The sequence below is a fragment of the Granulicella cerasi genome (assembly GCF_025685575.1).
GTDB lineage: Bacteria > Acidobacteriota > Terriglobia > Terriglobales > Acidobacteriaceae > Granulicella > Granulicella cerasi.
Genome location: NZ_JAGSYD010000004.1, coordinates 31,659 through 45,870, shown reverse-complemented (window position 1 = coordinate 45,870; position 14,212 = coordinate 31,659). Strand labels below are relative to the sequence as shown.

Sequence of the window (14,212 nt, the reverse complement as noted above, 5' to 3'; positions counted from 1 at the left end):
TTTACTTCCCTTCTGCCACTTCCTGCACACCATCCGAAGCGGATGGCGGAAAAGCTCCCGTCGGCCAGGCGCTGGGCTTTGCGGTCATGTGCAGCACCAGCGTTCCTCCTCGGGCGATCTCACCATGCCTGAACCATGCACGGTCCAACGGCTTTCCATTCAGCTCTGCATGGTCTACATACTTGTTTTCTTCGGAAACACCCTTGGCTTCGATGACGAAGCTCTTGCCCTGCGCGAGATGAAGCACCGTCCGCGGCACCGATGGACTGCCGATGAGATACACATCTTGTCCCGCGTTGGGGTAGAAGCCCATCACGCCGAAAAGATACCAGCTCGACATCGCACCGGAGTCGTCGTTGCCCGGAATACCGGAGCGGCTCGCGTTGTAGCTCGCCGCCAGGATCGCGCGCAGGTGATCCGCAGTCTCGGCAGCGTGCCGCGTCCACAGATAGAGATACGGCGCCATGAAACCCGGCTCGTTGCCGACGTCGTAGCGGTCCTTGTTGCTGAGAAACAGATCGAGCCTGTGCGCAAACGCATCGCCTCCACCGGCCTTCGCAACCAGGCGTGCGTTGTCCTGCGGAACGAAGGTAGAGTATGTCCACGAGTTCCCCTCGTAGAACGTCTCTCCGCCCCAGCTGCAACCCTCGGCTCCGTTGAACTTCGCGCGCCAGCTTCCATCCTTGTGCCGAGGCCAGATGAAGCCACGCACGCCGTCCTCTTCGTACGCATCGTTCCAGAGCCTCTCCCAGTTGCGCGAACGCTGCAGATACTTCGCATACTCCGCTTGCTTGCCAAGCCCTCTGGCCAGCAGAGCCACCTCGTAGTCGTCCGCCGCATACTCCATCTGCTTGGAGCCCGGGCGGTCCACACCCTCGAGGGTGAGATAGCCCTTCGACTTCCAGTCCTCGATGCCCCCGCGGCCCTCCATCCTCTGGTCATCGGGAGTCGCCTCGGCGTCATGCTGTACCGCCTTGAACGCGTCCTCCCAGTTGATGCCCGGGAGCCCCTTCACGTACGCGTCGGTGATCTCGAACTCCGCATTGCTGCCGCCCTGCGTGCGCCCATTGCTGTTACCGCTGCGTGCGTCGGGAAGCCAACCCTCGTGGCGATAGATGTCGATCAACGCACGCACCATGCCGGCCTGGCGGTCCTGCGCAATCAGCGTGAGCAGCGGTCCCGAAGTGCGGAAGGTGTCCCAGATCGCATAGAAGTCATCGTAGTAAGGCTCACTCGAGTGCCACGCGGGGTTTTCGCCGGTGCGGTCGGTCGGCATCAACATCATGTGATACATCGCCGTGTAGAAGATCCTGCGATGCGTATCGTCGATGCCCTCGACTTCAATCGTGTCGAGCGCCGCGTCCCACGCATGGCGTGCCTTGGCCAGCGCAGCTGCGAAGTCGAAGCCCACAATCTCCTGCTCTGCGTTGGCCCGTGCCTGCTGTTCGCTGAGAAACGAGATGCCCACCTTCACATGCACCAACGCGGCCGACTTCGCACCAAAGCCCAGCCAAACGCCGGACTTCACGCCCTGTAGGGCGTCGCCCACCTTCAACGGCAGATCGTGCTGCTCATCATGCCATCCGCTCTGCGTCGCAATCGCGGTATCCGTCAGCACGCTGAAGAAGACGCGATACGGCTTCTTCTGGAAGTTCCATCCGCCCGCCACCGAGGTCGAGCCTTCGATCTCGTGATCGCTAACGACGCGCACGGTCGAAGCCACCGTGCGCTGATCTTCGTTCTGGTTCGGATAGCTGCTGAGACAGTGGCCCGCATCGATCAGCAGACCGTGCTCACCGCCGCGAGGAAACTGCAGCTCATAGAGCGCCGCGCGCGAACTCGTCGTCACCGCGACCTGAGTGGCGTAGCGGTCGAGACGAACGCGATAGAGCCCCGCCTCCACATGCTCGCCAGAGCGCAGGGACCCGGCGTCCTGTGCGCTGACGCGGCCCACCGTCGGCTGAATCAGCACGTTGCCGTACTTCGCACCACCGCCTGTGCCGGTGACATGCGTCTGGCTGAAGCCGTTGATCTTTCCTTCGGGAAGCCAGCCGCCATTGCCGGTGTTGTCACCTACATCCGGACCGGCCTTCACCATTCCGAAGGGCACCGCCGCGCCCACAAAGACATGCCCGCCGCCTTCGCTGCCGATGTACGGATCTACCCAGCGCGAGTTCTGCGCACGAGCGGCCATCGCACCGCAGCACCCCAGCGCCATTCCGAACATGAAACGTTTCCATTTGCACTGCCAGACCATTGAGACCGTCTCTTTCTGCTCTGCGTTACGGTTGCGGGGTCGATCCCAGGGAATTTACAGCGTCTGCCGAAGTCGTCAGCGTCAACCGCGCTCCACGCACGATGTCCGCATGGTCCACCGTGGTTCCATGGAGAGGTTTGCCGTCCAGCGTTGCCTGCGCGACATAGAACCGCGTTGTCGAAGCGCCTGGAGCTTCGATCGCAAAGTCCTTGCCCGACGGCTGATGGATCGTGACGCGCTCGAACATCGGCGTGCCCAACTCATAGGCCGTCGTGCCGGGACAGACCGGATAGAAACCCATCGCGCTCAGCAGATACCATGCTGACATCTGACCGGCATCGTCATTTCCGGGAAGCCCCGCGGCCCCAACGGTGAACTGCGTGCGCAAAATCTCATGCACGCGCTGCTGTGTCTTCGCAGGCGCGCCCGCGCTGTTGTAGAGATACGCAATCGCGTGGCTCGGCTCATTCCCCTGCTCGTACAAACCTTTATCGAACAAGCCGTCGAGCTTTTCGACGAACGCCTTCTCCCCACCAACCGCGTGGATCAGGCCCGGAACATCCTGCGGCACAAAGAAGGTGTACTGCCACGGCAAGCCTTCGGTGATGTACTTGGCTGGCTTTGCCGGATCAAACGGAGATACCCACGAGCCGTCTGCGTGGCGCCCGCGCACGAAGCCCATTGCAGGGTCGAAAACATGTCGCCAGTTACGCGAACGCATCAGCAGCACATCGGCATCGGAGTTATGGCCAAGCGCGCGCGCAAACCGTGACGCGACGAAGTCGTCGTACGCATACTCCAGTGTGCGTGAGACCTGCTCATCCCGATGGAAGGCCTCGTAAATGTGGTCCTCGAGCGGAACGAAGCCGTAGTGCATGTAGCTTTCCAGCGCCCGCCGCCCTTTGCCCTTTGCGTACTCCTCTGCGGGCGGCAATCCCATCGCATTGCGCATCACCAGCGCATACGCGCTCTGCACGTCGAACCCGCGCAAGCCCTTCGCATACGCGTCCCCGATCACCGCCACAGCATGGTCGCCGATCATCTCCTGGGTATAGCTGTTCCACGCAGGAAAGATCGGCAGGAAGCCGCCCTGCTCGCCTTTGTCCACCAGCGATTGCACCATCTGGCCTTCGCGCTCAGGATCAAGGATGGTCAGCAACGGATGCAGCGCGCGGAAGGTATCCCACAGCGAGAAGTCGTCGTAGTATGCCGTACCCGCCGCAGCCTTGTGCAGCTTCCCTTCCTGCGCAAAGCCGTTGTAGGTGCCGTCGACATCACTGGCCACGCGAGGGGAAAGCGACGCATGATAGAGCGCCGTGTAGAACTGCACGCGTTGATCAGCGGTACCGCCCTGCACCTCGATGCGGTGCAGCCACTCGCGCCACAACTTTTCTGTGGACGCACGCACCTCGTCAAACGTCTTCGCACCGACCTCTGCATCCAGGTTCTTGCGCGCCTCCTCGAGGCTTGTAAACGACATGCCGATATGCAGGGTCAAAGTGTCCTTGGCGAGCTTGCCAAAGCGCACATAGCCACCAAGCGCGTCGCACCCCTTGCCCTCCTGGCGATCGACGCCTTCATGCACAGCGGTGCCGCACCACGTGCCTGCCCCCGAAGCCTCACCCGTGTAGCGAATGACGAAGTATCCGCTGAAGCCTGCAGACTCTCCGGCTCCGATGTAGATGCGATGCACAGGGTTGAAGCCGACAATCTCATGCGCCTCGGGACGCACCTCGACGTAGCCTTCGCCCGCATGTACGTAGGGTTGCACGATCAGATTTCGCGGCGCAGTCTTCTCGTCGAAATGAATGCGCATCACCGATGCGTGCGACGATCCGGTCATCTCCACCCGCGCGTGGTAGCGGTCTTCGTTCACAGCGTAGTAGCCCGGATGCATGATCTCGCTGGCGTGACGGAAGCCCGAAGCACGATCTGTCGGCGAAACGTGAAGCACGCCGGTCGTGGGCATGACTGTCACCGAGCCATAGTCCTGCGTGCAGCTTCCGCTCAGCCAATGGCTGCCGCGAAAGCCTGTCAGCGTCGTGTCCGCATCGTAGTAGGGCGACTTACACTTGATCTCCGCAGGCCTCGTCTCGGGCGTCCAGTTCGTCATCGCGAAAGGCACGCCCACCGCAGGGAACGTCTGTCCATCGTGTGCCGTGCCGATGCGAGGGTCGACCAGCGCGTAGGCGTCCTGCCTCTGCGCGGAGGCCACAGCGCACGCAGCGAGCGTGAGAGCGAGTACAACATTGCGTCGACGTTCGAGCAAAAACAACCGTGTTTCTCCTATCTCTTCTCCGGCGCATCCGCCGGCGTGCCGGGCAGATGCAACTCCGTCGTTCCCAGCTTGCCGGATGCTGCGTCCCACAAGATGAAGCGTACGCGCGAGGCGCCTGCAGCAAGCGGCGCCTGCACCTCCAGCCGCACCGGCTGATCGCGGCGCGCCGTGCTCTCCGCAGGCCGATGTTCGGTAAGCTCTTCGGTCTTCTTCTGCAACAGCTTGCCCTGCGGATTGAACACTGACACGACGAGTTTGAGGTGCGCCTCTTCCATCGCGCCGCTCTCGCTCCAACTGATCTCCATCTGCGGTACGCCGACCACGAACTGATCGGGCGTATTCGGCCGCTGTACCGCCAGCAGATGGAACCCCGTGTACGTCATCCGATTTTCCGAAGCAGCATCGAGGTCGTACTTCGAGCGAGCGGCGCGGCTTTCATGCGTGATCTCATCGCGCGCATAGTAGCCGTCGCGGAAGCCTGCATGCAGCGAGGGGTCCCTCAACGTAACCTTGATCTTGCGATAGCGTTGCGATGCATCTGATGCGCTCGAGGGCCGATAAGTGATCGTGTAGAAGCTGGCGCCGTACTGGGCGCTGCGTGCGATCTCATGGTCAACATCGTTACGGGAGCTGAAGAGCTTTCCTCCACTCGACTCCGCGAGCTTGCCGAAACTTACATCGCTCAGGAAAGGGTCTTGCGAGCCGATATCGCCGACCTGCGAACCGCTGGCATCGTTGGTAACGCGCACGCCGGTCTCGGACGACATCAGCGCAGGGTCGATCGCGTACAGCGTCACGCGGGCATCACGCATCATGTTCAACGCCTGCTGCACGCCCGAGGTGATGCCGCCGACAGAGTTCTGGTCAAGCCCCTGAGCGGTGAGGTCGATGCCCGGAAATCCGTGGCCGATCCAAAGCACGTTCTTGTGCCCCGGATGCCCTGCCGCGGCTTCGGTCACCTGTTCCAGCGCGCCGAGCGACACGGCGAACTGCTCCATGCGTCCGCCGCCCACCTTCATGTTCCACGGATAGTGCGCCAGATGTTTCGCAAGCCCCGCCTGCAGAGCGGCGCGGTCCTGCGTGTAGTCGACGATCACCTGCAGCTTCTTCTCGCTCACCGCGACGAGCATCGTCGGTGCGGTCAGAGCATCCGGTTCGCCTTCCAGATACTTCTTCACCGCAAAGCGCGCGTACGCCATGTCCTCGAAGCTGGTGTTCAACTCGTCGAGCACGATGATCGTCGCTGGTGCCTGCGGTGCCAGGCGTTCGAGGTCAGCAGTGGAGTTGATCTTTCGGCCTGCCGGCACCTGATGGGCCGCGGGCTGCTCGAAGTGCGTGATGGTCTGCGGTGTGCCGTCCTCGGTGATGCTGAAGTCAGCCTGCGTGAGGTCATTGCGCAACGCGCCATGCTTGTCGGTCACCACGATGTCGAGCACGACAAGTCGTGACTGCACGACGATGTCCGGAGTCTGCTGTGCGCCGGTGTCAGCCTTGGTCTCCTGCGCACGGCACGTCACCGCGAGAGCAGATGCCATCAGCAGCGTGCCCAGGCTCCGTACGATGGTCGGCATCCGCTTCTGCACCTTCAACACAACTCCCCGAATATGCGAGGAGACCACGCAGCATCGCGTGGTCTCTTCTGTTGAATGAGATGCCGGGCAAACTCTGCGAATACCCGGCATGTTTGTCCGGCCTAACTACGCGAGCGGACCGGAAGACGAACACTGAACGACCTACGGCCTCTGCCCGACCTTGCCGTTCTTCAGTGCCTGAGACATCGGCTGCACCGTCGGTCCGGCGGCGCCCACCACGACTTCGATGAACGCAGCGCCCGTGCCGCCGCCGATCGTCAGCACGTTACCTGCGGCGTCGAAGGTCGGCTTGAGACCGCCGAAGGTATTCGTCGCACGCGTGTAGGTGCTTGAGGCCTGTCCGCGGAACTTGCAGCTGGTGCAGACCGAGCCGCGGAAGCCAGGCTCGCCCGTCGACGGGGCCGGCGAAAGAAGCGCGCCGGAGTTCGAGAGCATGCCCAGGCCGTGCGAGCTGTTGATGATGTACCACGCGTTACCGTCACCATCAATCGAGACGCTGCGCGGTGAGTACGTCGAGCTCATGCCTGCCGTGTAGAAGTACTGGAAGGTGGTGTTAGCGGCCATCTGCGCGGGGGTGAAGGCGTTGCCGTAGTTCGGCTTGATCTTCACCAGCGCCGTCGGCACGGTGGGGGGCGCGGCGGAGGGGTCGAGCGTGCCTGCACGATCAATCCACAGAGAACCGGAGCCGTCGAAGGCGAGGTCCTGCGTGCTTCCTCCGATCGGGTACACCGTGTCGCCGGTCGCGATCGTCTGCCCTGCCAGCAGCGTGGTGCCGCCGGTCGTACCGGAGCCCACAGTGTTGATCGCCGCAGCGCATCCAGGGTGCGTACCTGCGTCAAGCATCACGTTGAGCACGTTCGAGCCCGTCTCCCACAAGAAAGGAGCGCCGGTGATCGCAGTCTGGCCACCACCGCTCGCGGTGATGTAGTCGGAGGTGTTGGGGTCCACCGCGATCGTGGTCGGGCTCTGCGAGTAATACACCGAACCGTACACCAGCCCGTTGCCAGGGTCGCCGTTGGTGAAGCCCAGCGTGCCGGTATTGATGACGCCCTGCATGCCCGCCAGCGTGGCAGGCGGTGCCGAGCAGTTGCCCGCCTTGCCGGTCTGCGCGACCGTGGCCACGTACGGCGTCAGGTTCGTCCAGATGGTATTGTTGCCGTCCACAAAGGTAAGCGACGGGGCGGAGTCCGTGGGCAGCGCATAACCGATCGCTGCGTTGCCACCGGCATCGCCGTAGTTGCCGCCGTTATAGCCGACGGCCGCACCGTTCGGACCAGAACCCGGCACCTTCACCACGTTCGTATTCAGACGGTCGCTGAACCACAGGTTATTGTTGACGTCGATGGAGCCCTGGAACTTGCCGAGCACACCATATGATCCGCTGGCAGCCTTCTGGTACTGCCCACCGATCGTCGTGGCATTCGCAGCCGATGCGCCCACACCGTAGTTGCTGATCACGTAGTTGGAGGTTGCCGAACCGGTCGACTGACCGGCGCGAATCGGCACGCCGACGTTGGTCAGCTCCAGCACGGATGCGGGATAGGTGCCTGAGGTCGTCTGCTGCGTCACCCACAGGTTGCCGTTGCCGTCCGGGCTTACCCAGGTGGGCATATAGAGCAGCTCGGTGGAGGTACCAGGGATGACCGGCTTGATCTGGATGCCGACGGAGAAATCATAGATCGACGCGGCCGTCATCACATACGGCTGGAACGGCGCGGTCGCCGTGATCAGCGCATAAAGGTTCGCCGTGTTGGTGGCGGAGATCGCCGGGTAAAGCGCGAAGTCCAGCGCGGCCTGCGCGGTGTCCGCCGGCAGCGTTCCGCTGTACGGCGTCACGTTGTTGAAGAGCACGCCGCAGGTGGAGGTCGTATCGCCGCTGCCCGACAGGCCTGCGGAGTTCACGCAGGCGGCGAGCATGTTCGCGATCGTGTTGATCTGCCAGAACTCAGCCACCGCGCCCGTCGCACCGACCGTCGCCGAAGCCGAGACCGTCAGCGGGCTGTTGAGCGCGCCGTTGCCGTTCGTGCCGGGCGCCTGGCCGGAGTGGCCATCCACCAGCAGGTTGTACATATCGTTGGCAGTCTTCAGACCCTGCATATTCGTGCTGCTGGTGGCGAAGTTGATCGACGGCGTGGGCGACGAGGCGCTCTGTGCCGCCAGTGCCGTGCCAAAGAGGCTGCCGCGTCCAAACTGCGCAAACGCATACGCCATCGCGACCGTCGTGACTTCATTGATGGAGACGAAGCCGTAGTTCGGCAGGTTGTCACAGAGGCCGACCGAGGCCATTTCGGTCTGGTTATTGTTCACGCCCGAGCCGAGACCGGGATCGCCGCCCGCTGCCGTCAGGTACAAGTAGCTGCCCGGCGTGCAGTTATAGAGGCCGGTGATGTCGAAGGAGCCGGTGCTATCGGTGACGACGCTCTGCGAGATCAATGGAACCGCGCTGGCCGTGTACGAAGACCCCGAGCCCACGCCGATCTGATACAGCTGGACCTTCGCGCCAACGATCGGGTTTTGTCCGCCGATCGCCTGCCCCATCAGGTGGCCGGGAATGCCGGCGGGTGAGGAAACGGTTGTACCGCCAGCGCCGGCGCCGTTGCCGGAAAGCGCACAGCCGGATAACGCGGAGGCGAACACTCCGCCAGCAAGGACGGAGACGATTTTACAAGGAGCCGAGCGGAACCAGCGTGACGACATGCCTGACCTCAGAGATAGAAAAAGTAACTGCAACAAAAGCTTTCCTGCACTCGCGAACACAAGGATCGGGAGTTCTTCGGGAACGGCGCTCGTCTGCCGCTCTTGGAACGATCATGGGAACGTTTCCAGTTAGCGCGAGAAATATACACATGCCCTGCTTCCTTTGGCAATGGGCTTTCTGAAACTTCTTTCGCGCCGTCTACTGCATGGTGAGCGCGATCGTCTGCGTCGCCGTCAGGGCGGTTCCCGCGTTGTTGGCCGTAGCCTTCACGGTCACGTTGTACGTGCCTGCCGTGGTACCGTTCACAGGAACGGTAAAGCCAGTCGTCTTCGCTGACCCGCCGCACCCGGTGAATGCCATCGTGACGCAGAACAGAGCCATCAGCATCGCCACCGCACGACGACGACGACGCAGCGCCAGACAAACCAGTAACGGGCAGGCAAACCACATCGGCATCCTTCCCCGCTTGTCCTCGCGATGCTCTGCTACGAGCTTCGTCTGAGTCTTGCTTGCCGCCTGCGAGAGGATACTCACCGTCACGTCTGCGCTCATGCCGTCGGTCAACACGACGTTCTGCTGAGATAGCGCGCAGATCGGAAGCACGGTCGCCGTAGTGCCTGTGGCTGCGGCCACAGTGCAGGCCAGCGTGACGGTGGCGTTCAACGCACCGCCGGACTTCAGCGTCACCGTATCGGTGTTTCCGGTGCTCGCCCCAGCGGTCACCGCCAGCGACTGCGCGGCCGTGGTCATGGTCAGCGTCGGCACAGGCACGATCAACAGCTCGATCGGATCATCGGCCACCTGGTAGGTCACGTTCTGGCCACTCTGCGCGAAGCTCACCGTCGCGCGAGTCGTGAGGTTGATGGCAGCCGAGGCCTTCATGCCTGTGGGGAGCGTGATCGTCAGCGGCACCGCGGCCGGCGACGCCATCGTCAACCAGCTCAGCGTCTGGTTCGCGACGATCGAGCGCTGCCACGCGATGAACATCTGTGAATTGGAGCCGACCGTGGCCGAGGTCGAACCCGTGACCTTCATCGACGACAGGTTGTAGTAGCCGGTGTAGCTGGCAACCGTCGGCAAATTCGCGGCCGTGAACGTCGGCGACGCGCTGCCGGAGATCGCGGCAACGTCGCTCATGAAGCCCTTGATGGCGAGGTACGGCTGCAACACTGTGCCCGGCGTCGTCGACGAATCCACGAAGCCGTAGCCGGGCTGCGGCGTGGCGAGCTGGAAGAAGTCAATCCACTTCATGCCGAGAGCCATGTACATCGGGAACTCGCGCATGATGAAGCGCGCCTTCGCGTTCTGATCGCCGGTAGAGGTGCCCGTCTCCGTAATGCCCTGGTCGATACCCCAACCGTAGCTGGCCTTGTGCAGGATGTTCAGCTGCACGGCCGCCTTGAAGTTCGCAGCCGGGTCGTTGCCGTCGAGGTAGCACAGCCCCCAGTTCGTCCCGGCAGCCAGACAGTCGTTGTTCCAGCCGCCGTCTTCAGGATCGTTACCGTAGGGGTGGAAGGACTCGGAGTTGAGGTTGAGCGACGCCGCAGCCTGTGTCAGCGTCGGGTTGCGCGAACCGAGCAGCGAGTTGAAGCCGCTCTTGTGCGTGTAGCCCCACTCGTAACGGATGCCATCGGGCGGCGCCTGCGCCTCGAGCGCCGTCGCGAAGCCCGACTGATCCAGCGCCTGCGAAACATCCGAAGGAATGTTCGCGTCGTAGAAGTGCTGGCGCATGTCCCACGGATCATGCGCCCAGGTCGGCTCGTTCCAGATCTCGACGCGCCCGGTCAGGCCGTAGTCCTTCATCGTCTGCGCGAGAAAGCCGACGTAGCCGCCATAGCTTGCCGTGGCGGGACCGGCATAGGCAGCGATCGAGGGATCGGTCGCGCTCGCCGTCTTCACGCTCGGGTACAGAAGCTGGTTCACCGTCAGCAGCGTGCCGGCGGGGATCGCCACCGAGGTCACCGCAGAGATCGTGATCGTGCCGGTCGTCGTGTTGACAGCGGTGATAAACGAGCCCGCGTAGGAGTTGCGGCCCAGCGCGGTGAACTGCACGCCGTTCTGCTGCAGCACCTGGCAATACGGCACGTTGATCTGCGAGAGCGTGCCGGTCGTCGCGGTAACGGGGATGTTGTACACCCCGACGGGCACGTCGGCCGTGGTCTTCAGCGTGACGATCGCCTGATACGGCGGACCGTAGGCCGCGATCATCAGCGGATGCAGGCTATAGGTCTTGGCAGACTGCATCGCCGTCACGCAACCGGCGGGTAGCACATAGCCGCCGGAGGTGTTCTGCGCGGTCTGCACTTCCGTCGCCTGCCAGCCGCACTGGATGCGCACCTCGGTGGCGCCCGCCGCAGCCGCCTGCTGAAACTCCCAGGCATTCGCCGGGTTCACGTTGAAGCCGAGGCCGTTCTTGATCGTCGTCGCACTGACGGAGCCGTAGTCTTCAATCTTCGTGACGCTTTGTGCCTGCAGCGGCGCAACAGCGCCCGGCAGCGCCAGAATGGCGAGCATTGCTGCAAACTGGATACGTTTCCATAAAACAACCGAAGCACGCATGGCGGCCCTTTTCCTGGCCCGGCTCCGCTGAAGATCCGGCAGGCGTTCTATCCGGAGAGCGAGAACCAAGGCAAATAACTTTGGCAAAACAGCAGCCACTATACGCACGAGATTCGTCGCTTGGGAAGAGAAAAATGGAATCGTTTCCGCTGAGGCACATCTTCTGCCCGGATGCTTCCCCGCCGGATGCCCCGACGGCCTACTCCGGCGCCATCCAGCCGTTGCGCTGCATCCAGCTCTCGACCAGTTGCGGCCAGGCCGAGGTGCCGGGTTTCGTGCCGGAAAGTCCAAGTCCATGCGGACCGTGCTCGAAGAGATGAAGCTCTGCGGGCACATGCTTTTCGACATACGCCTCATAGAAACGCACGGTGTTCAGCACCGGCACAAGCCCATCGTCGGTGGTCGAAAAAAGAAAGACAGGAGGGCTGTCCGGCTTGACCTGCAGTTCGTTGGAAAGGCTCTGCACAAGCGCAGGATCCGGGGGATCGCCGAGCAAATTCTTCTCGGAGCCAGGGTGCTTCAGTCCAGGCTGCATGGAGATCACCGGATAAGCGAGCACGCCAAAGGTTGGCTTCGCCGAGACTGCGTCCGTGGCATCGGGCGTGTAACCAGCCACCGCAGGCAAAGGTTCGTTGAAGTGCGTGAGCAGAAATGAGGAGAGGTGTCCTCCAGCAGAGAATCCCCAAATGCCGACGTGATCGGCAGAGAAACCCCACTCGGCGGCGTGTGCACGCGCCAGGCGCATGGCGCGCTCCGCGTCCAACATAGGTACGGGGTACGCATACGGTGCCACGCGGTAGCGCAGCACGATGCCCGTGACGCCGCGACCAGCGAGCCAGCGAGCCACCTGCTCGCCCTCGTAGTCGATCGCCAGCCCCTGGTAGCCTCCGCCCGGGCAGATCAGCACAGCCGTATGCGTGGTGTTCGTGGCGGGCGTGTATACCTCGATCCCCGGAGTGTCGGCCTCATTGCTTCCCTGCTGCAGCGGCACGTGTTGCGCCCACAACGGAAGATGCAGCGGCGCGACAGCCGCCACTCGCTTGCCCTGCCACTCCTCGGCGAGCATCAGCCCGGCTGCTTTGTGCACCGCAGTTGAAGGGTGGCCCGCATGGAAATAGAAGCGCGCGTCGGGGTCCGCGCACGGCGTCGCGTCCTCGTGGAAGATCGCACGACCGGCGCAGCTGTTTTTTGTGTCCGTGATGCCGTAGCTTGCGGGCGAGCGCATCACCGCATCGAAGTAAAGACCCCAGTCGCTGCTCTGCACCGAGGCGTCCTTCAGCTCGCGCTGCATCTCTGCGGGGACCATCCACAGCGCCGGATTCAGCCTCAACGCAGTGCGACGGAACGCAGGAACCTGCTCCGGCAGAACCGCGATGCGGAAACGACGAGCGCCCACAGCGTACAGCGAGCGCATCTCGTCCTCGAGGTTCTTCACGGTGTCCGCAGTCATGCCTTGCCCGTCGTTCAAGCCGCCCGCCAGGAAGAAGAGCGTCTCCCCTGCATCGAACCGCACCTTGCCCGCGTGAACGAGGTCCACGAACTCGGCCACCTGGTTCTGCATACCAAGGCCGAGCAGGGCGTCTTTGTCGACAGTGCGGCCGGGAGCGCTGCCGGTGGGCGCGCCGCTCACCGCAAAGTTCAGGCTGTCCTGCGCTCCAAAGCTTTTGTTGCTGGTCCTCAGCGTGATGCCGAGTTTTTGTGCGGCATACCAGACCGCCGTGGGACCGTTGCCGTCCACATAGCCGCGACCGGAGTCCGAGTAGCTGTCTCCGAAGACATAGACGCGATGCACGGGAGCATTCGGTTGCGGCCGGGTCTGCGCCTGCAGCCGCGCGCAGCATGGCAGTGCCAGGGCAAACACAGCCGCCGCGAGCCCGACGATCTTCGTTGTCCTCATCGCTGCGTCCGCATGGCCTCGTCGATGCCCGCCTGCGCAAGCGGCTCCATGATGGCATAGCCCGGCGCCTGCGGGTGCACGCCATCGTGCGTCAACTCCGGCTTCAGCGCGCCGTCGGGAGTGGCCATCGGCGTCCAGTAGTCGACATACACAAGCCCCTGCTCCGCGGCGTACTGCTTCATCCAGACGTTGAAAGCAACGATCTTCTGCGCGGGCATCAGACCCCGACGCCAGCCGTAGTCGGCAGCAGGAAGCAGCGAGGCCAACACGACGCGGATGTGGTTCGCTTTGGCGAGTTCCACCATCGAGCGGATGTTGCCCGCGATCTGCTCCTGTGTGCGCACGCCGGTGTTGCCTGCGATGTCGTTCGTGCCAGCAAGAAACACCACAACATCGGGATGCAGGTTGATCACATCCTGACGGAAGCGCACCAGCATCTGCTCAGTGGTTTGCCCGCTGATGCCGCGATTGACGTAGGGTTTGCCGGGAAAAAACTTACCGCCGTTACGCGTCCATGCATCGGTGATCGAGTCGCCAAAGAAAACGACACGACCAGCCTCATGTGCGGGCAGCGCGGCGTTCGCAGAGGCATAGCGGTCCAGCCCTGCCCAGTCGATCTTCGAGAGGTCCGGCCGCGCCGGTGTGGGGACCGGGCAAGTTACGGCGGTCACGGCCGCAGGCGGTGTCGCCGGTGTCGGGGTCGTGGTCGATTGCGCGTGAGCGGCAACGGATACGGAGCTCAGGGCCAGCAGTACTCCAGACAGCTTCTTCAAGGGTTTCTCCTGATCTTCATCGCGCACAGGCGCGTCGCTCATGGAAACGTTTCCGCTCCGTGAAGCATGATGCCACAACCGCAGCGCGTTTGGCATCCTCGGCGAACGGCCACCGCGCCGCAAGAGCGGACCTCCCCGCTTGCGGAAGCCCATCGTTC

Annotated in this window: 7 protein-coding genes; all 7 read right to left on the bottom strand. The window is 63.0% G+C overall.

What is annotated here, in order from left to right; translation table 11 throughout:
* Position 1: 1 nt before the first annotated feature.
* The 7 genes from OHL11_RS13850 to OHL11_RS13820 all read right to left on the bottom strand — a co-directional run bounded on the left by OHL11_RS13850 (position 2) and on the right by OHL11_RS13820 (position 14,096).
* Positions 2 to 2,227, bottom strand: a complete 2,226-nt coding sequence (locus OHL11_RS13850) for a GH92 family glycosyl hydrolase (RefSeq protein WP_263372119.1) — start codon at positions 2,225 to 2,227, stop codon at positions 2 to 4.
* 55 nt (positions 2,228 to 2,282) lie between these two features.
* The gene (locus OHL11_RS13845) at positions 2,283 to 4,526 is read right to left on the bottom strand and encodes a GH92 family glycosyl hydrolase (protein WP_263372118.1); all 2,244 of its coding nucleotides are present in this window, start codon (positions 4,524 to 4,526) and stop codon (positions 2,283 to 2,285) included.
* Between the two features lie 17 nt (positions 4,527 to 4,543).
* Positions 4,544 to 6,106, bottom strand: a complete 1,563-nt coding sequence (locus OHL11_RS13840; protein ID WP_263372117.1) for a VWA domain-containing protein — start codon at positions 6,104 to 6,106, stop codon at positions 4,544 to 4,546.
* Between the two features lie 162 nt (positions 6,107 to 6,268).
* Positions 6,269 to 8,824, bottom strand: coding sequence for a hypothetical protein (locus OHL11_RS13835; RefSeq protein ID WP_263372116.1), 2,556 nt, complete (start codon positions 8,822 to 8,824; stop codon positions 6,269 to 6,271).
* Positions 8,825 to 9,023: 199 nt separating this feature from the next.
* Positions 9,024 to 11,339 (bottom strand): hypothetical protein, encoded by a 2,316-nt coding sequence (locus tag OHL11_RS13830; RefSeq protein ID WP_263372115.1) that lies wholly within the window; start codon positions 11,337 to 11,339, stop codon positions 9,024 to 9,026.
* Between the two features lie 244 nt (positions 11,340 to 11,583).
* Positions 11,584 to 13,281 carry an SGNH/GDSL hydrolase family protein gene (locus tag OHL11_RS13825; RefSeq protein WP_263372114.1) on the bottom strand — a complete coding sequence of 566 codons (1,698 nt, stop codon included), beginning with the start codon at positions 13,279 to 13,281 and terminating at the stop codon, positions 11,584 to 11,586.
* Complete coding sequence (locus OHL11_RS13820) at positions 13,278 to 14,096, bottom strand: SGNH/GDSL hydrolase family protein (RefSeq protein ID WP_263372113.1); 819 nt, start codon at positions 14,094 to 14,096, stop codon at positions 13,278 to 13,280. Before OHL11_RS13820 ends, OHL11_RS13825 begins: the two co-directional genes overlap by 4 nt.
* Positions 14,097 to 14,212 lie beyond the last annotated feature (116 nt).

Bases quoted from the DNA above. Each gene is read 5' to 3' on its own strand.
- OHL11_RS13850 (WP_263372119.1), bottom strand. From the start codon at position 2,227: ATGTTCGGAATGGCGCTGGGGTGCTGCGGTGCGATGGCCGCTCGTGCG.
- OHL11_RS13840 (WP_263372117.1), bottom strand. From the start codon at position 6,106: ATGCCGACCATCGTACGGAGCCTGGGCACGCTGCTGATGGCATCTGCT.
- OHL11_RS13835 (WP_263372116.1), bottom strand. From the start codon at position 8,824: ATGTCGTCACGCTGGTTCCGCTCGGCTCCTTGTAAAATCGTCTCCGTC.
- OHL11_RS13830 (WP_263372115.1), bottom strand. From the start codon at position 11,339: ATGCTCGCCATTCTGGCGCTGCCGGGCGCTGTTGCGCCGCTGCAGGCA.
- OHL11_RS13825 (WP_263372114.1), bottom strand. From the start codon at position 13,281: ATGAGGACAACGAAGATCGTCGGGCTCGCGGCGGCTGTGTTTGCCCTG.
- OHL11_RS13820 (WP_263372113.1), bottom strand. From the start codon at position 14,096: ATGAGCGACGCGCCTGTGCGCGATGAAGATCAGGAGAAACCCTTGAAG.